Consider the following 22,652-nt stretch of genomic DNA (forward strand, 5'->3'; position numbering starts at 1 on the left):
AAAGTTTTCACCCGCTGCCGCCATGTCTGCGTTTCTTTGGGCAAACCCGCGGGGCATATGATTTCCCGGTGTGAGTTGGCTCATGCGTACCATTCGAGTCCAACAGCCCCGGCCGTAACAGCACCGGGGGAAACCTAACAACTAGGAGGCGGAATGCGTTTCACGCGCAATTCCAGAATTCTCAGCGTGGCAGCGGTCGCTGTCTTCGCGCTGAGCGCATGCGGCGGCGGCGGCGGAAGCACCGACGAAGCAGCTACCGACGGCAACACCGATGCCGTCATCGTGGTCGACGGCTCTGAACCCCAGAACCCGCTGATCCCGACCAGCACCAACGAAGTCGGCGGCGGAGCAGTCCTCGACCTCATCTTCGCCGGGCTCGTGAGCTACGACGCCGACGGCAAGGTGCAGAACGAGGTCGCCGAGTCCATCGAGACCGAGGATGCCCAGAACTACACGATCACCCTGAAGGAGGGCATGACCTTTACCAATGGCGATCCGGTCACGGCCAGCTCCTTCGTTGACGCGTGTAACTACGGTGCCGCAGCAAAGAACGCTCAGCTGAGCAGCTACTTCTTCGAGAGCATCGAAGGATACGCCGAGGCCAGCGCGGAAGGCTCAACCGTGACGGAGATGAGCGGCCTGAAGGTTGTCGACGACAAGACCTTCACCGTCGCCCTGTCGCAGCCCGAATCGGACTGGCCCCAGCGCCTCGGCTACAGCGCGTTCTACCCGCTGCCCGCCGACGCCCTGAAGGACCCCAAGGCTTTCGGCGAGAACCCGGTCGGCAACGGCCCGTACAAGTTCGCAGCCGTTGGTGCCTGGAAGCACAACGAGCAGATCGAGCTCGTGCCGAACGAGGAGTACGAAGGTCCGCAGGACCCCAAGAACGGCGGCATCACCTTCAAGATCTACCAGAACGACACGACGGCCTACCAGGACCTGATCTCGGACAACCTGGATGTGCTGAAGACCATCCCGACGTCCGACATCAAGAACTTCAAGAACGACCTTGGTGAGCGCTCCATCGAGTCCCCGTACGCCGGCAACCAGACCATCGCCGTGCCGTACTACCTGAAGAACTGGGACGGCGAGGCAGGCAAGCTGCGCCGCCAGGCCCTGTCGATGGCCATCAACCGTGACGAGATCACCGAGGTGATCTTCAACGGCGGCCGCGAGCCCGCCAAGGAGTTCACCGCTCCGGTCCTCCCCGGCTTCAAGGAAGACCTGCCCGGCAGCGAGAACCTCGAGTACAACCCGGAGAAGGCCAAGGAACTGTGGGCCGAGGCCGAGAAGCTCGAGCCTTACGACGCCTCCGAGGCCCTGACCATCGGCTACAACGCCGACAAGGGCGATCACAAGACCTGGGTTGAGGCACTGGTCAACAGCGTCAAGAACACCCTGGGTATCGAGATCACCGGCAAGCCGTACGCCACCTTCAAGGAAGCCCGCACCGAGGCGACCGAGCAGACCCTCACCGGCGCCATCCGGTCGGGCTGGCAGGCCGACTACCCCTCGCTGTACAACTTCCTCGGACCGATCTACGCCACCGGCGCCGGATCCAACGACTCCGTGTACACCAACGAGGAGTTCGACAACGCCCTGAAGGAAGGGCTTGCTGCGGAGTCCGTCGAAGAGGGCAACAAGGCGATGAACGAGGCACAGGAGACCCTCCTCGAGGACCTTCCGGCCATCCCGCTGTGGTACCAGGTCGCCCAGGGCGGCTGGAGCAACAACGTGGACAATGTTGAATTCGGCTGGAACGGCGTACCTCTGTACCACGCCATCACCGGCAAGTAATCCGACACGGAATGGGGGCCTGTCTCTGGCGGGCCCCCATTTTCCGTGATCCAACGAAAAGGTTCCAACCTAAAATGAGCAACCCCCAAGAGCGTTCCGTCCGAACGCCTGACGCGCCGGGAGGTGCGCACTAATGACCTGGTATGTTTCCCGGCGCTTCCTGCAGCTGATTCCGGTCTTCCTCGGAGCCACGCTCCTCGTCTATTTCCTGGTCTTCAGCCTTCCCGGCGACGCCACCGCAGCCATCTGTGGTGAGCGCGGATGTACCCCCGCCGTCGTCACCGCGCTGCGCGAGCAGTACAACCTGGACGAGCCGTTCTGGATCCAGTACCTGCTCTACCTCAAGGGCGTGCTGACCTTCGATCTGGGCACCAACTTCTCGGGCCGCCCCATCGCCGTCATCATCGCCGAGGTCTTCCCGACCACCGCGAAGCTCGCCGTCATGGCCCTCATCTTCGAGGCCATCTTCGGCATCGTCTTCGGCCTCATCGCGGGCCTGCGCAAGGGCAAGCTGTTCGACTCCACCGTCCTGGTGCTCTCCCTCGTCGTCATCGCCGTGCCGATCTTCGTCCTCGGCTTCCTGATGCAGTTCCTGATCGGCGTCAAGCTTGGGTGGACCAACCCGACCGTCAGCGGCGACGCCACCGTCTCCGAGCTGATCCTGCCGGCCGTCGTGCTGGGCCTGGTGTCCTTCGCCTACGTGCTGCGCCTGACGCGCACCAGCATCCTCGAGAACGTCAAGGCCGACTACGTCCGCACCGCCACCGCCAAGGGGCTCAGCCGCAAGCGCGTCGTCGTCGTGCACATCCTGCGCAACTCGATGATCCCTGTTGTCACCTTCCTGGGCGCCGACCTCGGAACCCTCATGGGCGGGGCCATCGTCACCGAAGGAATCTTCAACGTCAACGGTGTCGGTCTCACGCTGTACCGCGCCGTTCTGAACGGGGACGGGCCGACCGTCGTTTCGATCGTCACCTTCCTGATCCTCATCTTCTGCCTCGCGAACCTGCTGGTGGACCTCCTGTACGCGTGGCTTGACCCAAGGATTCGATATGCCTGAGATTGAGAACAACCTGAAGACGGCGGGAAGGGTGAAAACCTCCGCCTACCCGATCGAGCACTATGTCGCCGACATTGAGGAAACTCCTGTCCGGGCGACCGACAGTGCCACCGCCGAGGGCGCTCCATCGAGTCTGTGGCGTGAGGCCTGGCGCAGCCTGCGTCGGCAGCCGCTCTTCCTCATCAGCGCGGTCCTCATCCTGGCCATCCTCGTCGTGGCGCTGTTCCCCGGCCTGTTCACGAACGAGCCGCCGAACTCGAACTGCCTGCTGGCCAACTCCGACGGCGGCCCCGCACCGGGGCACCCGCTGGGCTTCACCCAGCAGGGCTGCGACATCCTCTCCCGCGTCGTGCACGGCACCCAGTCCTCCCTCACCGTCGGGCTGTTCGCCACCCTCGGCGTGCTGGTCATCGGCGGCCTGATCGGAGCTCTCGCCGGATTCTTCGGCGGCTGGGTCGACGCGATCCTGGCCCGCATTGGCGACATCTTCTTCGCCCTGCCGCTGATCCTCGGCGCCATCGTCGTCGTGCAGCTGCCCTTCTTCCAGCAGAACCGCAACGTCTGGACGCTCGTGGTGATCCTGGTTTCCTTCGGGTGGCCGCAGATCGCGCGCATCACCCGCGCCGCCGTCATCGAGGTCCGCAACGCGGACTTCGTCATGGCAGCCCGCTCCCTGGGCGTTTCCCCGATGTCGGCGCTGATCAAGCACGTCATCCCCAACGCCCTGGCCCCGGTCATCGTGATCGCGACCATCTCCCTGGGCACGTTCATCGTGGCCGAGTCCACCCTGTCCTTCCTGGGCATCGGACTGCCGCCGGACGTCATGTCCTGGGGAAATGACATCTTCTCCGCGAAGTCATCCCTCCGGTCCAACCCCAGTGCCATCTTCTGGCCGGGCCTGGCCCTGTCCTTGACCGTTCTGAGCTTCATCATGCTGGGCGACGCCCTGCGTGACGCTCTCGATCCGAAGGCGCGCAAGCGATGAGCTCAACCATTGGAAACGACGGCATCACCGAGGTCCGGACCGCACCCTCCGAGGTGCGTCCCCTGCTTGAACTCAAGGACCTGGCGATCACGTTCGACACCGCGAACGGGGAGGTCCCGGCCGTGCGCAACGCGCACCTGACGGTCATGCCCGGCGAGACCGTGGCCATCGTGGGGGAGTCCGGTTCCGGCAAGTCCACCACGGCCCTCGCCGCGATCGGGCTGCTGCCGGGCAACGGCAGGGTCTCGGGTGGATCGATCCTTTTCGACGGCGAGGACATCACCAACGCCAGCGAAAAGCGCATCGTCGAACTGCGCGGATCCTCGATCGGCATGGTCCCCCAGGACCCGATGTCGAACCTGAACCCGGTCTGGAAGATCGGATTCCAGGTCAAGGAGACCCTGCGGGCCAACGGCCTGCCGTACTCCCCGCAGGATGTGGCGAAGGTGCTGTCCGAAGCCGGACTGCCCGACGCGGAATCGCGCGCCAACCAGTACCCGCACGAATTCTCCGGCGGCATGCGCCAGCGCGCGCTGATCGCCATCGGGCTCTCATGCCGGCCGCGCCTGCTGATCGCCGACGAACCCACGTCCGCCCTGGACGTCACGGTGCAGCGCCAGATCCTCGATCACCTCGACCGGATGACCGATGAGCTGGGCACCGCGGTGCTGCTGATCACGCACGACCTCGGCCTCGCCGCCGAGCGCGCGCACAAGGTCATCGTCATGTACAAGGGCCAGGTCGTCGAGGCCGGTCCCGCACTTGAGCTGCTGACCAACCCGCGCCATCCATACACCCAGAAGCTGGTCGCCTCGGCGCCCTCGATCGCCTCCCGGCGCATCGAATCGGCCAAGAAGCTCGGCGTTGCAACGGACGACCTGCTCGCGCCGTCGGCCGAGAAGGCCGACGCCAAGGACAAGGTGATCGAGGTCAAGGACCTCACGAAGGTCTTCAAGATCCGCGGCAGCTGGGGCAAGTCGACCGACTTCACGGCGGTCGACAATGTGTCGTTCTCGATCGCGCGCGGCACCACCACCGCCGTGGTGGGGGAGTCCGGCTCCGGCAAGTCGACGGTCGCCCGCATGGTGCTGGGCCTGGAGACGGCGACGGCGGGGGACATCCGGTTCGACGGGGTGGACATCACCACCCTGGGCCGGAAGGAACTGTTCAACTTCCGCCGCCGGGTGCAGCCGATCTTCCAGGACCCCTACGGTTCGCTCGACCCGATGTACAACATCTACCGCACCATCGAGGAACCCCTCCGGGTGCACGGGATCGGCAACGCCAAGAGCCGCGAGAAGAAGGTGCGCGAGCTCCTCGACCAGGTGGCGCTGCCGTCCTCGATGATGCAGCGCTTCCCCAACGAGCTCTCGGGCGGGCAGCGCCAGCGCGTGGCCATCGCCCGGGCCCTCGCCCTGGATCCCGAGGTCGTCATCTGCGACGAGGCCGTCTCGGCGCTCGACGTGCTGGTGCAGGCGCAGATCCTCAACCTGCTCGCCGACCTGCAGGCCGAGCTCGGCCTGAGCTACCTCTTCATCACCCACGACCTCGCTGTCGTGCGGCAGATCGCGGACCACGTGGCCGTGATGGAGAAGGGCAAGCTCGTTGAGCAGGGCTCCACCGACGAGGTCTTCGACAGCCCGAAGACCGCCTACACCCAGTCGCTGCTCGCGGCGATCCCCGGTGCCGGCCTGGTGCTTCCTCCGGAAGCCGCCTGAGCGTGCTGATCTGAGCGTGCTGATCTGACGGCGCTTCGCTAAGGGCCGAAACGGCGCCGGTGCTCCCCGAATGCGGGGCAGCGCCGGCGTCGTTCGTCGTTGGAGGGCCCCCGCGGGCGCCCGCGCATTAGGTCTGGTTTTGTCAAACCCGTAGACTTGACGCAGGGCGCGCATTGCTGCCGCCGACATTTCCCCGCTTTAGATACTGAATTGAGTCATTAAGCATGTCTGAAACCACAGGCAACACCGCTGTCCGCAGCGATCTCCGCAACGTAGCCATCGTGGCCCACGTTGACCACGGAAAAACCACGCTGGTCGATGCCATGCTGAAGCAGACCAACTCCTTCGCCGCCCACGGCGACGTCGCCGACCGCGTCATGGACTCCGGCGACCTCGAGCGCGAAAAGGGAATCACCATCCTCGCGAAGAACACCACGGTGTTCTACAACGGCCCGGCCGCCAAGGGCGAGACGATCACCATCAACGTCATCGACACCCCCGGCCACGCCGACTTCGGCGGTGAGGTCGAGCGCGGCCTGTCCATGGTCGACGGCGTCGTCCTCCTCGTCGACGCATCCGAGGGCCCGCTGCCCCAGACCCGCTTCGTGCTGCGCAAGGCCCTGGCCGCGAAGCTCCCCGTGATCCTGCTGGTCAACAAGACCGACCGCCCCGACTCCCGCATCGAAGAGGTCGTCAGCGAGTCGATGGACCTGCTGCTGGGCCTGGCCTCCGATCTCGCCGACGAGGTCCCCGACCTTGACCTCGACTCGATCCTCAACGTGCCCGTCGTCTACGCTGCTGCGCGCGCCGGTGCCGCCTCGCTCGAGCAGCCTGCCGACGGCACGATCCCCTCGAACGACAACCTGGAGCCCCTGTTCCAGACCATCATCGAGCACATCCCCGCCCCGTCGTACAACCCGGACGGCGTCCTCCAGGCGCACGTCACCAACCTCGACGCCTCGCCGTTCCTGGGCCGCCTCGCCCTGCTGCGCATCTTCAACGGAACCCTCCGCAAGGGCCAGCAGGTCGCCTGGGCCCGCCAGAACGGCGAGCTGAAGACCGTCAAGATCACCGAGCTCCTCGCCACCAAGGCGCTGGACCGCGTGCCGACGGAGTCCGCCGGACCCGGCGAGATCGTCGCCGTCGCCGGCATCGAGGGCATCACCATCGGTGAGACCCTGACCGACGTCGACAACCCGCAGCCTCTGCCGCTGATCACCGTCGACGATCCCGCCATCTCCGTGACCATCGGTATCAACACCTCGCCGCTGGCCGGCAGGGTCAAGGGCGCCAAGGTCACGGCGCGCCAGGTCAAGGACCGCCTGGACAAGGAGCTCATCGGCAACGTGTCGCTGCGCGTCCTGCCCACCGCGCGCCCCGACGCCTGGGAGGTCCAGGGCCGCGGCGAGCTCGCCCTGGCCATCCTGGTCGAGCAGATGCGCCGCGAGGGCTTCGAGCTCACCGTCGGCAAGCCGCAGGTTGTCACCAAGACCATCGACGGCAAGATCCACGAGCCGATGGAGCACATGACCATCGACGTGCCCGAGGAATACCTCGGCGGCGTCACCCAGCTCATGGCCGCCCGCAAGGGACGCATGACGAACATGGCCAACCACGGCACCGGCTGGGTCCGGATGGAATTCATCGTTCCGGCCCGCGGTCTCATCGGCTTCCGCACCCGCTTCCTGACCGACACCCGCGGTGCCGGCATCGCGGCGTCGATCTCCGAGGGCTACGAGCCCTGGGCCGGTGACATCGAGTACCGCACCAACGGTTCGATGATCGCCGACCGCGCCGGCGTGGTGACGCCGTTCGCCATGATCAACCTGCAGGAGCGCGGCTCGTTCTTCGTGCAGCCCACCTCCGAGGTCTATGAGGGCATGATCGTCGGCGAGAACTCCCGCGCCGACGACATGGAGGTCAACATCACGAAGGAGAAGAAGCTCACCAACATGCGTGCGGCTTCCTCGGACACCTTCGAGAACCTGACCCCGCCGCGCAACCTCACCCTCGAGGAGTCCCTCGAGTTCGCACGCGAGGACGAGTGCGTCGAGGTGACCCCCGAGGCCATCCGCATCCGCAAGGTGATCCTGGATGCCAACGAGCGCATGCGTGCCTCCCGCTCGCGTGCCCGCGCCTAGGTAAGGGTCCTTACGGGTCATGCCTTACGACGTCGACGCCGGTCCTTCCGTTCCACGGAGGGGCCGGCGTCCGGCGTTTAACCCCGCCGGACCCTCCGGCCCGGCCCGGTGGCGGGCGGTGGCCGGCGCGCTGCTTGGGGGAATGCTGGCGGCGCTGCTCGGGACCGCTCTCCACGCGCAGGTGCTGAGGGTCGGTGAGCTGGCGCTGCCCGTGGGGGCGGCCGCCGCGCTGGTCCTGGCCGGGAGCATCATCACCTGGTGCGGTCTGTGGGCCCGAAGCATCCTTATCGCAGCGCTCAGCGGCGGAACGGCGTATCTCCTTGTCGCACTGGTCTCACTGAGTGCCGAAACCCTGATCCTGACCGGGATCGAGGGACCGGGCCCGGAACCGGCGGCCGTCCTGGCGGGGAACATCTGGATGTTCGGACTGGCGGCGGCCACCATCGCCGGCATCGCGGTGTGCGGCGCGTCGCTGCGCGGACACCGCTCCGGCGGAAGCGCTCCGACCGGGAGCTAATCCGCTGCGCGGTCCAGGTGGTGGGCGAGCAGGATCGAGGTCGCCGTGCCGTCGGGATCGGCTCCGCGGGCCGCGTACTCCTCGAAAATCTCGCGCAGCCGGCCCATCATTTCCGCCCGGTTCTCCTGGTTCAGGCGGATTCCGAGCCGCCAGACGTCGATTTCGGACGGGGCAAGTCCTTCGATTTCCTGGAGGAAGGTCTCAACCAGCACCGGCGCCGCATTGGGCAGCTGGGTCCCCCAGGAAAGGCCCGTCGCCCGGTATGGGATCTCACGTGCGCCCCGGTTGCCCGTCCGGGGTTCCTCGGCGCGCAGGAATCCGGTGGCCAGGAGCGTCCGCACATGATGCAGCGCCGTGGCCGGGTTCACCTTGAGGATGCCCGCGATCTCCTTGTTCGTCCGTGCCTTGTGCAGGCAGAGGCGCAGGATCCGCAGGCGGAGGGGCGAACTCAGGGCGCGGGCCCGCGCCTGAATGTCCTCGTCAGTGTGCATGAGGGAAATCATACGGTAGCGCGGGCGTGCCATTGGTGAATACCAATGCCAATCTGCCGGGTGTCTATAGAGCCGGCCTCCGGCACGGGTCGGAATGGTCGGTTGTCCACATCGCGTGCGAGCCCCCGGCGCAACGGGCGGTCTGAGGCAGGCTGGGGCAATGGATGTAATCCGGGCGGTCGAGAGCCTGGGCGGGGTAGCGCGGTACAGGGAACTCGTTGGCCTCGGGGTAAGCGGGGCGGCACTGTCGGCGGCGGTCGGATCCGGGGTGGTGGCGAAGCCCGCGCGTGGCGTATTCGCCCTCCGCGATGCCGACCCGTCTCTTCTTGCCGCCCGCTGTGCTGGGGCAGAGCTTGCTTGTGTGAGTGCGGCGCAGCGCCACGGCCTGTGGGTGCTGCGCCGCCCGGGGAAGGTCCATATCAGCGTCAACCACGGCCGGAGGCTTCCCCCGGAATTCCGGGTACACCGATTCCCTGGCACCCCGAGCCTGGCCGACGCGTGCGTTCAGTCCCTGCGATGTCTTCCGCAGTTGGATGCCCTGTGCATCGTGGAGTGCGCTGTGGCCACGGACCGGGTCAGCCTGCAGGAGCTGCGCGTGCGGCTGCAGGGTCATCGCGACGGCGGTGCGCGGCGGACCGTTGCCCTGATCAACCCGATGTCCCAGTCGATCATCGAGACCGTCGCCCGCTTCCACCTTCTCGAGGCGGGGCTGAGCGTGCAGACGCAGGTCCACCGGCCGGGCGTCGGCCGGCTTGACCTCTTCGTCGAGGGGCGGCTTGGGGTCGAGGTCGACGGCCGTTCGTACCACAGCGGCCCGGAGGAGTTCGCCGAGGACCGGCGCCGCTGGAACCTGCTGACCGTAGGCGGAATCCGGGTGCTGCGGGTCACCTATGCCATGGTCGTTCATCATCCCGAGCAGTTTTTAGCCCTGATCCGTCAGGGTCTTGCCACCGTTCCCGCACACTAGCGGATCGCCTCCGAGTGGTCATTCTGTCCGCGCAAGGAGGCCGTTCACTGGTCAGGAGTGCTGGAGAGGTCCTCGGTAGACGGTTTTGCCCACTGACCGAGGCTGGTGGGTGGGCATGTCCGGATATGCCCGGTGGTCAGAGCCGGTCGGTGGGCAGGAGCGAGTTGGTGGATGGTTCTGCCCACTGGTTGGAGCCGGTCAGTGGGCAGGAGTGCTGGAGAGGTACTCGGGAGACGGTTCTGCCCACTGACCGAGCCTGACGGGTGGGCATGTCCGGATATGCCCGGTGGTCAGAGCCGGTCGGTGGGCAGGAGTGTGTTGGTGGATGGTTCTGCCCACTGGCCGAGGCTGGTGGGTGGGCATGTCGGGATATGCCCGGTGGTCAGAGCCGTTCACTGGTCAGGAGTGTTGGAGAGGGCCCCGGCCGACGGTTTTGCCCGCTGGCCGAGGCTGGTGGGTGGGCATGTCCGGATATGCCCAGTGGTCAGAGCCGGTCGGTGGGCAGGAGTGCTATGGCTGGGCTCAGGGGACCCGCGGCGCCCTCCGGGGAGGCGCGGGCGGGACAGGTTTGGCGGCAGTCACGTCGCCTAGGGGCACGACGGCGTCGCCGCGCCGGGTGCGGACGGTACATGAATCGTCGTCGATCGCGATCAGATCGCCGAGGGCGTCGGTCAGCTGCGCGCCGATCCGGTACCGGACAACCACCCGGGTTCCCTGCGCGAGGGACTGGAGCAGGCGGACCGGAGCTGTCATGCCTTCAGCGTATCCGGACCGGCCGGCTCCAGGGACCGGAGCAGGGGACCCGAGCCGGGGAGCCGCACAGAGGGAGGAGCGGGGGAGCGCAGGTGGGCGAGCGCAGGCGGCATGCCTTCGGGGCGGGCCGCCTGCCGGAGCCGGGCATCCCCGGTCGCCCCGGACTGGGTAAGCTGGAGGAAGCACCAAGGGTGTGCCCGCAGTAAACAGTCTCAAGGAAAGGCGTGGGAAGTGACCTACGTAATCGCGCAGCCATGCGTGGATGTCAAGGACAAGGCCTGCATTGAAGAATGCCCGGTGGACTGTATTTACGAAGGTGAACGCTCCCTCTACATCCACCCGGACGAGTGCGTCGACTGCGGCGCGTGCGAGCCGGTGTGCCCGGTCGAGGCCATCTATTACGAGGACGACACTCCGGAGCAGTGGGCCGAGTACTACAAGGCCAACGTCGAGTTCTTCGACGACCTCGGCTCCCCGGGCGGTGCCGCCAAGGTCGGGAACACCGGCAAGGACCACCCGATCATCGCCGCCCTCCCGCCGCAGAACCAGCCCGCATGACAGCTGGCGGGCCGACGCGCGCCTTCGGGCTGAGCCTTCCCGACTACCCGTGGGAGGCCCTGGCCCCCTATATCCAGACGGCATCGACGCATCCCGGGGGTGTGGTTAATCTCTCCATCGGCACCCCGGTCGACCCGACGCCGGAGCTGGTCCGCGCCGCCCTCGCCGGTGCCGCGGATGCCCCGGGATACCCCACCACCCACGGAACGGCGGCCCTGCGGGAGGCGATCAGCGCCTGGTTCGAACGGCGGCGCGGTGTCCCCGGCCTGGATCCGGCTGACATTATGCCGACTGTCGGTTCGAAAGAGCTCGTCGCGTGGCTGCCGACCCTGCTCGGCCTGGGCCCGGGCGACGTCGTCGTGCGGCCCACGGTGGCGTACCCGACCTATGACGTCGGGGCGCTGCTCGCCGGAGCCACGCCCGTGGCCGCGGATTCGCTGGCCGCACTGCCCGCGGAGGTGCGACGGCGGGTCCGGCTGGTCTGGGTGAACAGCCCGGGCAATCCCACCGGATCGGTGCTCCCCGTCGAGGGGCTGAAGGACATTGTCGACGACGCCCGCTCCCTGGGAGCCGTCACGGCCTCCGATGAGTGCTACGCCGAGCTTGGCTGGGGCGACTGGGACAGCGCCCGGGGCGGACAGCCCGTGCCGAGCGTCCTGGATCCGCGGGTCTCCGGGGGCAGCAATGACCTGCTGCTCGCCGTCTACTCGCTGTCGAAGCAGTCGAACCTCGCCGGCTACCGGGCCGCCTTCGTGGCCGGTGACGGCGGGATTCTGGCCAATCTCATCAACTCGCGCAAGCACGCCGGCATGATCGTCCCGTTCCCGGTGCAGGAGGCCATGCGGGCCGCCCTGGCCGACGACGCGCACGTCCAGCAGCAGAAGGACCTCTACCGCTCCCGCCGGGCCCGGCTCCTGCCGGCGCTCGAGTCCTTCGGCTTCACGGTGTCCGGCTCCGAGGCGGGACTGTACCTGTGGGCCACCGACGGAACGGACACCTGGGAGGCGCTCACCCGGTTCGCGGAGCGGGGCATCGTCGTCGGGCCGGGCACCTTCTACGGGGAGGCGGGCCATGGATTCGTGCGGGTGGCGCTCACCGGCAAGGACGAGCGGATCGACGCCGCCGTCGAAAGGCTCCACGGCGCATCGTAGAGCTGAACCTCTGTTGCCACCGTCACACCACGCGATGGAGGATTAGTGCAGAGGGCGGTCATACCGGTACCGTTTCAGACTGAATAGGCCAACGCGGTGTGGATTTTTTCCCTCCTTCGTTGTGATGGTTCCACCCCAGCTCCTGAAGGAGAGTCAATGACCGAGCAGAACGGTGCCTCGCTGCACTTCAACGGCAGTGAACTCAGCCTGCCCACGATGGCAGCGGCTGAGGGCAACCACGGCTTCGACATCTCGAAGCTGCTGAAGCAGACCGGGCACGTCACCTTCGACCCGGGCTTCATGAACACCGCCGCGACGACGTCGGCGATTACTTACATCGACGGCGATGCAGGCATCCTGCGCTACCGCGGGTACCCGATCGAGCAGCTGGCCGAGAACTCGACCTTCCTAGAAGTGTCCTACCTGCTGATCTACGGCAACCTGCCCACCCCGGAGGAGCTCTCGGCGTTCGACGGCCGGATCCGCCGCCACACGCTGCTGCACGAGGAGCTCAAGGGCTTCTTCGGCGGCTTCCCCCGCGACGCCCACCCGATGCCGGTCCTCTCCTCGGCCGTGTCGGCGCTCTCGACCTTCTACCAGGACTCGCTCGACCCGTTCGACGACGAGCAGGTGGAGCTCTCGACCTTCCGCCTGATGGCGAAGCTCCCGGTGATCGCGGCCTACGCCCACAAGAAGTCGATCGGCCAGCCCATGCTGTACCCGGACAACTCGATGAACCTCGTCGAGAACTTCCTGCGCCTGTCCTTCGGGCTGCCGGCCGAGCCGTACGACGTCGATCCGATGGTGGCCAAGGCCCTCGACCTGCTCCTGATCCTGCACGCGGACCACGAGCAGAACTGCTCGACCTCCACGGTGCGCCTGGTGGGAAGCTCCAACGCCAACATGTTCGCCTCGGTGTCCGCCGGGATCAACGCCCTGTTCGGTCCGCTGCACGGCGGCGCGAACGAGGCCGTGCTGAACATGCTCCGCGACATCAAGGCCAAGGGCATGCAGCCCGAGGACTTCATGGAGAAGGTCAAGAACAAGGAAGACGGCGTGAAGCTCATGGGCTTCGGGCACCGCGTCTACAAGAACTACGACCCCCGCGCGAAGATCGTCAAGGCCACCGCCCACGACATCCTCTCCAAGCTCGGCGGCAACGACGAGCTGCTCGATATCGCGATGCGCCTCGAAGAGAAGGCCCTGGCGGACGACTACTTCATCGAGCGCAAGCTGTACCCGAACGTCGACTTCTACACCGGCCTGATCTACAAGGCGATGGGATTCCCGGAGAAGATGTTCACCGTCCTCTTCGCCATCGGGCGCCTCCCGGGCTGGATCGCCCAGTGGCGCGAAATGATGCAGGACCCGCAGACGAAGATCGGCCGGCCCCGCCAGCTGTACACGGGCTCCCCGGAGCGCAACTACCCCGTGCGCTAGCCGAGCGGCCCGCACGGCCGGACCGCTTAGAACGAAGGCGGCCACCCACCTGTCGGTGGGTGGCCGCCTTCGTCTGTTCTCGCTTCGGTTCGAATGGGCTGGTCAGCCGTTGTAACCCTGCGGGTTGTTCTTCTGCCAGCGCCAGTGGTCCTCGCACATGGTGTCGAGGTTCCGGTGCGCCGACCAGCCAAGGTCGGCCATCGCGGCCGACGGGTCGGCGTAGCTCACGGCTGCGTCCCCGGGCCGGCGCGGGGCGAACTCGTAGGGGATTTCGCGCCCCGAGGCCTTCGAGAAGGCTTCGAGCACCTCGAGGACCGAGGAGCCCTTCCCGGTGCCGAGATTCCACCGGTACACCCCGCGGTGTTCGGTCAGGTACTTCAGGGCGGCAAGGTGCCCTGCCGCGAGGTCGACGACGTGGATGTAGTCGCGCACCCCGGTGCCGTCGGGCGTGGGGTAGTCGTTGCCGAACACCCGCACCTTCTCCCGCCGGCCCACCGCCACCTGCGCCACGAACGGCAGCAGGTTGTTCGGGATTCCGGTGGGGTCCTCGCCGATCAGGCCCGACTCGTGCGCGCCGACCGGGTTGAAGTAGCGGAGCAGGGCGATGTTCCAGCGGCCGTCGGCGGTGCCGAGGTCCGAGAGGATGTCCTCGATCTGCTCCTTGGTCCGCCCGTAGGGGTTCACCGCGTCCAGGGGCATCTTCTCGATCAGGGGCACCTGCTCGGAGGCGCCGTAGACCGTGGCCGAGGAACTGAAGACGAGCGTCCGGACATCGTAGGAGTCCATGACCCGCAGGAGGTTCAGGGTGCCGCCCACATTGTTGTGATAGTACGTCAGCGGCTTCTCCACCGATTCTCCGACGGCCTTCAGCCCGGCGAAGTGAATCACCGCCTCGACCGCTTCCTCCGCGAAAACCGCCCGCAGGGCCGGCTCGTCGAGCAGGTCGGCTTTGTGGAACCGCAGGGGGCGTCCGGCCAGCTTCTGGACGCGCTGCAGGGACGTCTCCGTCGAGTTCGAGAGGTTGTCGATCACGACAACCTCATGGCCGGCCTCGAGCAGGGCAAGGACGGTGTGCGAGCCGATATATCCGCTTCCACCGGTAACGAGAATCTTCATGCCTCCACTCTAGTTTGCCTGCGGGCCGAAGCAGGAAAGCGGGGCACCCGGTGCGGTCGAAGACTCTGGAGCGGCGGGGAAGTCAGGTCTACTCTTGGAGCAGCACATCGGTCGAAGGAGGCCCATGACGCACCAGCCGTCCAGGCGCGGCGGACGCTTCAGTGTCGATACCTCGGAGGTCCTGCTCGTTGCACTGTACCTCCGCGACTGCTCAGGACTGCGCGGGATCGGCCAGCCCTGCCTCCCTCCGGTCCGCCCCGCCGTCCGTGCTGCAACGCTGGGCCGGCCGGTCGAGGACGCCGGCGGAACCGAGACGCTGCGGGTCGAGTGGGAGGCCTGGTGGCACCGGCTGGTCAGCGGGGACCTCGCCGGCGCGTCGTTGCCGATCCCGCCCGAGTTCGAAGAGCTCGACGGGATGGCGGCCCTGCAGCGGGTGGCCCAGGCGCACTTCGGCTCCGCCATCGAGTGGGCGGAGGAACGCCGCGCGGAGTATGCCCTGCACGCCGGCGCCCGCGGAGAGCGGCTCGAAGCCCTGCTGGAGGTCCTCGTGCAGGAGCGCGAACTCGAGCTGGGACGCAGCGCCCGGCGCTTCGCCCTCGACGTCGTCGAGTTGCCGCTCGGCGCACAGCGGGCCTGGTGGGTGGAACCAGACCGGCTGCTGATGTGCCAGGACCTGTGTGAGGACGAGGCAGCCCTGCGCAGCTATGTCGAGCCGGTCATTAAGATGCTCGCCTAGCGCATAGGGTCCCGCTCAGGAGGCCGGGTCGCCGGCGACGGTGATGGTGAGGTTTCCGGCGTCGGTGGGGGTGGGGCTCCACTCACCCGACGCGCGGGTCCATGCCTGCCCTGCGAAGGAGACCTTCGTGATCGACAGGGCGTCGGCGTTCGCCACCGCCCAGGACGCGGTGGTCCAGCCCCCGGGCTCGGTGGCCGGCACCACCAGGGCATCGCCGTCGGCCGCCCCGCCGAGGGGGCCGAAGATCCGCTCGGCTGCCGCGGCCACGGCGGCCGGATCGCCCGGGCCGGAGGCCTTGCGCAGCACGCACGTCAGGGCGGCCGGGGACTGTCCGGTCAGCGCGGAGGCGAACGCCCGTCCCTCCGGTTCGTGGTCGGCATAGGCGGTGGGGTAGGCGCTGCGCTGGACGCGCTGGGCGGCGTCGGTGATGGGCAGCGTCTCGTAGCCCGGGATGCGCACCAGCGCGTCATAGAACGCGCCCGCCGCGTACAGGGGATCCATCACCTGCGCCTCGGTGCCCCAGCCCTGGGAGGGCCGCTGTTGGAACAGCCCGCGTGAATCGGGCCCGGCGTCGTCGCCGTAGTCGATGTTCTCGAGCCGGGACTCCTGCACGGCGGTGGCAATCGCGATCGAGGCGGCCCGCGCCGGCAGCCCGCGGACCACGGCGACCCCGGCGATCAGGGCGGCGTTCTGCGCCTGCACCGGGGTGAGGTCATAACTGTCGGAGCCCACGGTGGCGGTGCACCGTTCCGTGCGGAGGACCTCCGGGGGCTCAAGCTGCGCGGCCGCCGCCCACACGCCTCCGCCGGCGACGGCGAGCAGGACGGCGGCTCCGACCCTCCGGCGCCGGAGGACTGCCCGCGAGGGGCCGGTGGCAGGCATGCTCTGCTAGTTGGCGTGCAGCGCGGCGTTGAGGGCGATGCCCTCGCCGCGGCGGGGGCGGGCCTCAACGACGCCGGTGGACGAGTTGCGAAGGTAAAGGACGCCGGATACACCGGACAGGGTCGCTGCCTTGACGATCGAGCCGTCCACCAGTGTCACCTTGGTGCCGGCCGTCAGGTAGAGCCCGGCCTCGACGACGCAGTCGTCGCCCAGGGAGATGCCGACCCCGGCCTGGGCGCCGAGCAGGCACCGCTCGCCGATGGTGATTTTCTGGGTTCCACCGCCGGAGAGCGTCCCCATGATCGAGGCCCCGCCGCCGATGTCGGAGCCGTTGCCGACGACGACGCCCGCGGAGATCCGGCCCTCAACCATCGAGGTGCCGAGGGTGCCTGCATTGAAGTTCACGAAGCCCTCGTGCATGACCGTCGTGCCTTCCGCGAGGTAGGCTCCCAGCCGCACCCGGTCGGCGTCGGCGATGCGCACTCCCGTGGGCAGCACGTAGTCGACCATGCGCGGGAACTTGTCGACGGACAGGACGGTCACCGGCCCACGCGCCCGCAGGGCCAGGCGCAGGCCCTCGAAGTCCGCGGCGGCGCACGGCCCGTGGTTCGTCCAGACGACGTTGGCCAGGAGCCCGAAGATTCCGTCGAGGTTGATGCTGTTCGGGGTGACCAGCCGGTGCGAGAGCAGGTGCAGGCGCAGGTACGCGTCGACGGCGTCGGCGGGCGCGGCGTCGAGGTCGATCGAGGGGGAGACCAGCGCGCTCGTTGTCCGGCGCACGGGATCGGCGCCCGATCCGGCAAGGGCCTCGAGTTCGCTCCGCAGGGCCCGGTCGGATTCCTGCTCCTGGGCCTCCCCGAGCCGGGGGGCCGGGAACCATGCCTCGAGCACGCTGCCGTCGGCAGCGAGGGTGGCGAGGCCGAGGCCGAAAGCGGTCCGTGCGCCGGGCGCGGGCGTGGAGGGGTGATCTGCGCTCTGGGTCATGGGCAGAAGTCTACCGAGGGATAGGGTGGGAAAATGACTCAGCCCAGCCTGCGGCGCCTCGATCTCGGCGTCGATGTTGCCCAATTGACAGCAGATCTCGTTGACATCCACAGCGTCTCCGGCGAGGAACGCGCCATCGCCGACGCGCTCGAGGAGGCCCTGCGGGGCCTGGCCCACCTCGAGGTGGTGCGGGACGGCGACGCGTTGATCGCGCGCACCTCCCTTGGCCGCAGCGAGCGGGTGATCCTGGCCGGACACCTCGACACGGTGCCCCTGCCCACCGCTGCGGGCGCGCGGGCGACGGTCCCGGGCGAGTGGGACGGTGAGGTGCTCTACGGGCGCGGGACAACCGATATGAAGGGCGGCGTCGCGGTCCTGCTGGCGCTGGCCGCCGCGTTGACGGAGCCGGTGCGCGACGTCACCTATGTCTTCTACGACCACGAGGAGGTCGAGGCCTCGCTCAGCGGTCTGGGCCGGCTGGCCGAGCACTACCCTGAATGGCTGCGCGCCGATTTCGCCGTGCTCCTCGAACCCACCGCGGGCACCGTGGAGGGCGGATGCAACGGCACGGCCCGTTTCAATGTCACCACCAGGGGAAAAGCCGCCCACTCGGCCCGCGCCTGGCGCGGCGAGAATGCCATCCACAAGGCCGCGGAGGTACTCGTGCGGCTGCGGGAGCACCAGCCTGCGACGGTACCGGTGGACGGGCTTGACTACCGCGAGAGCCTCAACGCGGTGCTGATCAGCGGCGGCACCGCGGGCAACGTCATTCCGGACCGCACCGTCATCGAGGTCAACTACCGCTTCGCGCCGGATAAGAGCCCGGACGAGGCCGAACAGTATGTCCGCGGGGTGCTTGAGGGGTTCGACATCGAGCGGACCGACGCTGCGGCCGGTGCGCGGCCCGGGCTGCAGCACCCCGCCGCGGCAAGCTTCGTGGCGGCGGTCGGGGCCGAGCCGAAGCCCAAGTACGGGTGGACGGACGTTGCGCGCTTCAGCGAACTGGGCATCCCGGCGGTCAACTTCGGGCCCGGCGACGCCCTGCTGGCCCACAGTGACGACGAGCACGTGCGTGCCGGCGAGGTGCGCGAGTGCCTGCGGGTGCTGACCACCTGGCTCTCGACTGACAGCAGCGACTGACCACAGCGACTGACAACAGCGACTGAAAACAAAGGGCCCCGGTCAGCCGAGCTGACCGGGGCCCTTTGCGGAGGGTGCCGTCGTCGTCCGGGCAGAAGCCCGGTGCGGCTCAGCGGGAGAGGGTGCCCTCGGGCTCCGCTGCGGCGATCCCATCGATGGTCTCATCGCGCGCCCTGCCCTTGCTCCTGAAGCTCAGCAGCGTGGAGAGCTTCGTGGCGAGGGACGAGAGGGCGAAATTGATGATGATGAAGATCACGGCGGCGATGAGGAGGGACTGCAGGAGGTTGCCCTCACCGACCCCGAGGCGCCGGGCGTTCTGCAGCAACTCCGGGAAGCCGATGATGTAGCCCAGGGCCGAGTCCTTCAGGATCACGACGAACTGGCTCACCAGCGCCGGCAGCATGGCGATGAGCGCCTGGGGCACCTCGATGGTGCGCAGGGACTGCATCTGGGTCATGCCGATCGCCAGTCCCGCCTCGCGCTGGCCCTTGGGCAGGCCGTGCACGCCGGAGCGGATCAGCTCGGCGATGACCGAGCCGTTGTAAAGGGTCAGGGCGATGACGACGGCCCAGAAGGGCGCGTCCTCGACGAGGTTGGAGCGCCCGAGGGCCAGCCACAGGAAGATCATCATGAGGAGGACCGGCACGGCCCGGAAGAACTCGACGACGAGCCCGGCGAACCAGCGGATCGGCTTCACGTGGGAGAGCCGGCCGAGGCCGAAGATCAACCCGAACAGGACCGAGGTCACCACGGCGATGGCCGCCGCCCTCAGGGTGCTCAGCAGGCCGGGAAGCAGGAAGAACTCCCAGGTGCGCCCCTCGAGGAAGGGCGTCCACTTGCCTGCGGCGAGCTGTCCCTTGCCGCCCAGCAGGAACACCACGTAGGCGATGAGCCCGGCGATGAGCAGGGCCCCGATGATGTTGCCGATGAGGATATTGCGCCGGGACTTGGGGCCGGGGGCGTCGAACAGGACGTTCTGGGCGCTCATCGGGCCACCGCCAATCTCCTGGAGGCCCAGGTTGTGAGGAGCCCGACCGGGATCACGAGGATCACGAAGCCGATGGCGAACGTGAAGAAGATCGGGATGACCAGGTCGCCCCGGAACTCGATCATGGTCTTCATCAGGCTTGAGGCCTCGGCAGCGACCGAACCGGCCGCCGCGACCGTCGAATTCTTGATCAGGGCGATCAGGACGTTGCCCAGCGGGGCGATGGCGCCGCGGAAGGCCTGCGGCAGGATGATCAGGCGGGCCGCGGGGAGGAAGCTGAGCCCGATCGCGCGGGCGGCTTCGGCCTGTCCCAGCGGCACGGTGTTCACACCGCTGCGGATCGCCTCGCAGACGAAGGCAGCGTGGTAGATCGTCAGCCCGAGGATGGCCAGGCGGAAGAAGTTAAGGTTGAAGTCGTCCGTCAGGGACACCTGGAGCTGCCCGAAGAGCCCGAGCACCCCGAAGGCGATGATGATCGTCAGGGGGGTGTTGCGGAAGATGTTGACGTACGCAGCGCCCAGCCACTGAAGGCTGGGGATCGGGGAGATTCTCATGAGCGCCAGCAGGGTGCCGAGCACCAGGGACCACACGGCGGCCCAGAAGGTCAGCTGGATGTTTACCCAGAAGGCCGCCGGGACGTTGTAGGTCTCGAAGAGCGTCAGGAAGTTATCCACGGTTCACCTCATTCTTTGGGGGGACATGCATTGGTGGGACGGCCGGGATCGGCCGCCCCACCAAGACAGGAGGTGATTAGGCGCAGGGCTCGGGCTCCGGCGGGTTCAGTTCCTCATTGAAACTGTAGTCCGCACCCTCGGTGTTCTTGGTGATCGCCTCTTCCCAGGCGCCGTCCTCGATCATCTTGGTGATCGCCGCATTGATGTCCTCGCAGCGGTCGCTGTCCTTGGGCAGGCCGACGCCGTAGCGCTCTTCGGAGAAGGGGTTGCCGACGACCTTGAACTGGCCGGCGTTGGTCTCCTGGGCGGCGAGGCCGGCCAGGATGATGTCGTCGGTGGTGACGGCGTCGATCTGGCCGCCGCCCATCACGCTGACGCACTCGGCGTAACCGGGCTGCTCGACCAGGTTCACGCCCGGGTACTGGTCCTTGATCTTCTGCGCCGAGGTGGAACCGGTGACCGAGCACAGGTTCTTGCCCTCGAGGTCCTCGGGGCCGGCGATGTCGCTGTCCTTGGGCACCAGGAGATCCTGGCCGGCGACGAAGTACGGTCCGGCGAAGGAGACGGTCTGCTTGCGCTCGTCGGTGATGGAGTAGGTCGCGAAGATCATGTCGACGTCATTGTTCGAGAGCAGGTTCTCGCGGTTGGCCGACGGGGCTTCCTTCCACTCGATCTGGTCTTCCGAGAAGCCGAGCTCGTTCGCGACGTACTTGGCGACGTCGACGTCGAAGCCCGAGTAGGAACCGCCCTCGTCGAAGCCCAGACCCGGCTGGTCGAACTTAATGCCGATCGTGATGGTTTCGCCGCCGCCGTCCTCGCCGCCGCCTCCTCCGCCACCGCCTTCATTGCCGCCTCCGCCGCCACAGGCGGTGAGGGTGAGTGCTGCTGCCGCTGCCATAGCGGCTGCATAACGGGTCTTTCGCATGATTTCTCCTTGCGTTGCGGCCCTCGTGGGGCCTTGAGGTGCGGTACGGGCAGGTCGTTGAACTCAGTGGGCGAGGATCTTGCCAAGGAAGTCCTTGGCCCGCTCGCTCTTGGGGTTGGTGAAGAACTCCTCGGGGGTGGCCTGCTCGACGATCTGCCCGTCGGCCATGAACACGACCCGGTCGGCGGCCTTGCGGGCGAAGCCCATCTCGTGGGTGACTACGATCATCGTCATGCCCTCCTTGGCGAGGGCGACCATCGCGTCGAGGACCTCGTTGATCATTTCGGGGTCCAGGGCCGAGGTCGGTTCGTCGAACAGCATCACCTTGGGCTTCATCGCGAGCGCCCGGGCGATCGCCACGCGCTGCTGCTGGCCGCCGGAGAGCTGGGCCGGCAGCTTGTCGGCCTGGTTGGCGACGCCCACGCGCTTGAGCAGCGACATTCCAAGCTCCTTCGCTTCGCCGCCCTTCATGCCCTTGACCTTGACCGGCCCGAGGGTCACATTTTCAAGGATGGACTTGTGCGCGAAGAGGTTGAAGGACTGGAAGACCATTCCGACGTCGGCGCGGAGCCGTGCCAGCGCCTTGCCCTCGGCGGGCAGCACCTTCCCGTCGACCTTGATCTCGCCGTCGTCGATGGTCTCCAGGCGGTTGATCGCCCGGCACAGGGTCGACTTGCCGGACCCGGACGGGCCGATCACGACGACGACCTCGCCGCGGGCCACCTCCAGGTCGATGTCCTTGAGGACGTGCAGGGGACCGTAGTGCTTGTTGACCTTCTTCAGGGAGACCAGAGGGTGCGCAGAAGACGCGGACGTGGACGGCTGCGGTTCGCTTGTCATGGAGAAGAATCTAGCGAACGAATGCCCTCTGGCAATACAAGCGCGCCCAAAAGGGGGAATTGTGATTCAAGAGCAACCAAAGCCCCAACGGCGGGCCGGGCGGTTAGCCTAGGAGCATGCCTCACCTGAACCGCGACTCCGACGCCGACTCCAGCACCCCTTCCCGCCAGGTGCCTTCACGGGCCACCGGGGGAGAGCCCCGACGACGCGGCTCGGTCGAGCTGCGCCGCGGGCAGGCGGCAGAGCCGCAGTCGGACAGCTTCCTCCTGGACGCCGATGAAGAGCCGATGTTCACCAAGACGGATCCGTGGCGGGTGCTGCGGATCCAGAGCGAATTCGTCGAAGGTTTCGGCACCCTCTCCGAACTCGGCCCCGCGATCAGCGTCTTCGGGTCGGCGCGGACGCCGCGGGACTCGCGCTTCTACGCCGTGGGCGAGGAGGTGGGCCGGCGGCTCGTCGGTGCCGGCTACGCCGTGATCACCGGTGGCGGGCCGGGGGCCATGGAGGCCGCCAACAAGGGTGCCTGCGAAGCCGGCGGCATGTCGGTGGGGCTGGGGATCGAGCTTCCCTTCGAACAGGGAATGAACGAGTGGGTCGACCTCGGCATCAACTTCCGGTACTTCTTCGCCCGCAAGACGATGTTCGTCAAGTACGCCCAGGCGTTCGTCATCCTGCCCGGCGGCTTCGGCACGATGGACGAGCTGTTCGAGGCGCTGACGCTGGTGCAGACCCGCAAGGTCAACCAGTTCCCGGTGATCCTCATGGGGACGGACTTCTGGACCCCGCTGC

General features: G+C 67.4%; 22 protein-coding genes and 1 pseudogene. 14 read left to right on the forward strand and 9 right to left on the reverse strand.

What is annotated here, in order from left to right:
• Positions 1 to 153: 153 nt before the first annotated feature.
• The 6 genes from QZX79_RS09955 to QZX79_RS09980 all read left to right on the forward strand — a co-directional run bounded on the left by QZX79_RS09955 (position 154) and on the right by QZX79_RS09980 (position 8,218).
• Complete coding sequence (locus QZX79_RS09955; RefSeq protein ID WP_294568070.1) at positions 154 to 1,797, forward strand: ABC transporter substrate-binding protein; 1,644 nt, start codon at positions 154 to 156, stop codon at positions 1,795 to 1,797.
• Positions 1,798 to 1,930: 133 nt separating this feature from the next.
• Entirely contained in the window at positions 1,931 to 2,857 is a 927-nt protein-coding gene (locus QZX79_RS09960; RefSeq protein WP_120164991.1) for an ABC transporter permease, read from the forward strand.
• The gene (locus QZX79_RS09965) at positions 2,850 to 3,842 is read left to right on the forward strand and encodes an ABC transporter permease (protein WP_294568073.1); all 993 of its coding nucleotides are present in this window, start codon (positions 2,850 to 2,852) and stop codon (positions 3,840 to 3,842) included. Before QZX79_RS09960 ends, QZX79_RS09965 begins: the two co-directional genes overlap by 8 nt.
• Positions 3,839 to 5,560 carry an ABC transporter ATP-binding protein gene (locus QZX79_RS09970; protein ID WP_294568075.1) on the forward strand — a complete coding sequence of 574 codons (1,722 nt, stop codon included), beginning with the start codon at positions 3,839 to 3,841 and terminating at the stop codon, positions 5,558 to 5,560. The genes QZX79_RS09965 and QZX79_RS09970 overlap by 4 nt, the downstream gene beginning before the upstream one ends.
• 224 nt (positions 5,561 to 5,784) lie before the next feature.
• On the forward strand, positions 5,785 to 7,701 hold the full coding sequence (gene typA / locus QZX79_RS09975; RefSeq protein WP_294568077.1) for a translational GTPase TypA: 1,917 nt from the start codon (positions 5,785 to 5,787) through the stop codon (positions 7,699 to 7,701).
• Positions 7,702 to 7,720: 19 nt separating this feature from the next.
• Positions 7,721 to 8,218: a hypothetical protein gene (locus tag QZX79_RS09980; RefSeq protein ID WP_294568080.1), complete on the forward strand. Its 498-nt coding sequence runs from the start codon at positions 7,721 to 7,723 to the stop codon at positions 8,216 to 8,218.
• Here QZX79_RS09980 and QZX79_RS09985 read toward each other — a convergent pair.
• A complete protein-coding gene (locus QZX79_RS09985; RefSeq protein WP_294568082.1) occupies positions 8,215 to 8,709 on the reverse strand; it encodes a helix-turn-helix domain-containing protein in 495 nt (164 codons plus the stop codon). The genes QZX79_RS09980 and QZX79_RS09985 overlap by 4 nt on opposite strands.
• A 160-nt stretch (positions 8,710 to 8,869) precedes the next feature.
• Here QZX79_RS09985 and QZX79_RS18580 point away from each other — a divergent pair.
• A pseudogene (locus QZX79_RS18580) lies at positions 8,870 to 9,001 on the forward strand (type IV toxin-antitoxin system AbiEi family antitoxin domain-containing protein); the annotation flags it as partial.
• A 267-nt stretch (positions 9,002 to 9,268) separates the two neighbouring features.
• Entirely contained in the window at positions 9,269 to 9,676 is a 408-nt protein-coding gene (locus QZX79_RS09990; RefSeq protein ID WP_294568084.1) for an endonuclease domain-containing protein, read from the forward strand.
• A 522-nt stretch (positions 9,677 to 10,198) separates the two neighbouring features.
• On the opposite strand, the gene QZX79_RS09995 is transcribed toward QZX79_RS09990, so the two are convergent.
• Positions 10,199 to 10,429, reverse strand: coding sequence for a hypothetical protein (locus QZX79_RS09995; protein ID WP_294568086.1), 231 nt, complete (start codon positions 10,427 to 10,429; stop codon positions 10,199 to 10,201).
• A 231-nt stretch (positions 10,430 to 10,660) separates the two neighbouring features.
• Here QZX79_RS09995 and fdxA point away from each other — a divergent pair, with 231 nt between their 5' ends.
• From fdxA to QZX79_RS10010, 3 genes are all read left to right on the forward strand, one after another.
• Entirely contained in the window at positions 10,661 to 10,987 is a 327-nt protein-coding gene (fdxA, locus tag QZX79_RS10000; protein WP_120164998.1) for a ferredoxin, read from the forward strand.
• A complete protein-coding gene (dapC, locus tag QZX79_RS10005; protein WP_294568087.1) occupies positions 10,984 to 12,138 on the forward strand; it encodes a succinyldiaminopimelate transaminase in 1,155 nt (384 codons plus the stop codon). The genes fdxA and dapC overlap by 4 nt, the downstream gene beginning before the upstream one ends.
• A 156-nt stretch (positions 12,139 to 12,294) precedes the next feature.
• Positions 12,295 to 13,578 (forward strand): citrate synthase, encoded by a 1,284-nt coding sequence (locus tag QZX79_RS10010; RefSeq protein WP_120165000.1) that lies wholly within the window; start codon positions 12,295 to 12,297, stop codon positions 13,576 to 13,578.
• 102 nt (positions 13,579 to 13,680) lie between these two features.
• On the opposite strand, the gene galE is transcribed toward QZX79_RS10010, so the two are convergent.
• Positions 13,681 to 14,694 (reverse strand): UDP-glucose 4-epimerase GalE, encoded by a 1,014-nt coding sequence (gene galE, locus QZX79_RS10015; protein WP_294568089.1) that lies wholly within the window; start codon positions 14,692 to 14,694, stop codon positions 13,681 to 13,683.
• 124 nt (positions 14,695 to 14,818) lie between these two features.
• Here galE and QZX79_RS10020 point away from each other — a divergent pair, with 124 nt between their 5' ends.
• On the forward strand, positions 14,819 to 15,430 hold the full coding sequence (locus QZX79_RS10020) for a hypothetical protein (protein ID WP_294568091.1): 612 nt from the start codon (positions 14,819 to 14,821) through the stop codon (positions 15,428 to 15,430).
• A gap of 15 nt (positions 15,431 to 15,445) precedes the next feature.
• Here QZX79_RS10020 and QZX79_RS10025 read toward each other — a convergent pair whose 3' ends face one another.
• Both QZX79_RS10025 and dapD read right to left on the reverse strand, forming a co-directional pair.
• Positions 15,446 to 16,312 (reverse strand): hypothetical protein, encoded by an 867-nt coding sequence (locus QZX79_RS10025; protein ID WP_294568094.1) that lies wholly within the window; start codon positions 16,310 to 16,312, stop codon positions 15,446 to 15,448.
• 6 nt (positions 16,313 to 16,318) lie between these two features.
• Positions 16,319 to 17,296, reverse strand: coding sequence for a 2,3,4,5-tetrahydropyridine-2,6-dicarboxylate N-succinyltransferase (gene dapD, locus QZX79_RS10030; RefSeq protein WP_294568096.1), 978 nt, complete (start codon positions 17,294 to 17,296; stop codon positions 16,319 to 16,321).
• Between the two features lie 33 nt (positions 17,297 to 17,329).
• Here dapD and dapE point away from each other — a divergent pair, with 33 nt between their 5' ends.
• Positions 17,330 to 18,436 carry a succinyl-diaminopimelate desuccinylase gene (gene dapE / locus QZX79_RS10035; protein WP_294568098.1) on the forward strand — a complete coding sequence of 369 codons (1,107 nt, stop codon included), beginning with the start codon at positions 17,330 to 17,332 and terminating at the stop codon, positions 18,434 to 18,436.
• Between the two features lie 109 nt (positions 18,437 to 18,545).
• Here the strand turns inward: dapE and QZX79_RS10040 are convergent, their stop codons facing one another.
• The 4 genes from QZX79_RS10040 to QZX79_RS10055 all read right to left on the reverse strand — a co-directional run bounded on the left by QZX79_RS10040 (position 18,546) and on the right by QZX79_RS10055 (position 21,815).
• Entirely contained in the window at positions 18,546 to 19,424 is an 879-nt protein-coding gene (locus QZX79_RS10040) for an amino acid ABC transporter permease (RefSeq protein WP_294568100.1), read from the reverse strand.
• The gene (locus QZX79_RS10045) at positions 19,421 to 20,098 is read right to left on the reverse strand and encodes an amino acid ABC transporter permease (RefSeq protein WP_120165007.1); all 678 of its coding nucleotides are present in this window, start codon (positions 20,096 to 20,098) and stop codon (positions 19,421 to 19,423) included. The genes QZX79_RS10040 and QZX79_RS10045 overlap by 4 nt, the downstream gene beginning before the upstream one ends.
• 76 nt (positions 20,099 to 20,174) lie before the next feature.
• Positions 20,175 to 21,023 carry a glutamate ABC transporter substrate-binding protein gene (locus tag QZX79_RS10050; protein WP_294568101.1) on the reverse strand — a complete coding sequence of 283 codons (849 nt, stop codon included), beginning with the start codon at positions 21,021 to 21,023 and terminating at the stop codon, positions 20,175 to 20,177.
• Between the two features lie 63 nt (positions 21,024 to 21,086).
• Complete coding sequence (locus QZX79_RS10055) at positions 21,087 to 21,815, reverse strand: amino acid ABC transporter ATP-binding protein (RefSeq protein ID WP_294568108.1); 729 nt, start codon at positions 21,813 to 21,815, stop codon at positions 21,087 to 21,089.
• A gap of 164 nt (positions 21,816 to 21,979) precedes the next feature.
• Here QZX79_RS10055 and QZX79_RS10060 point away from each other — a divergent pair.
• Positions 21,980 to 22,652: TIGR00730 family Rossman fold protein (locus QZX79_RS10060; RefSeq protein WP_294568103.1), on the forward strand; the 673-nt coding region annotated here is incomplete at its 3' end.

The organism is uncultured Arthrobacter sp. (assembly GCF_902805515.1).
Classification (GTDB): Bacteria; Actinomycetota; Actinomycetes; order Actinomycetales; family Micrococcaceae; genus Arthrobacter_D.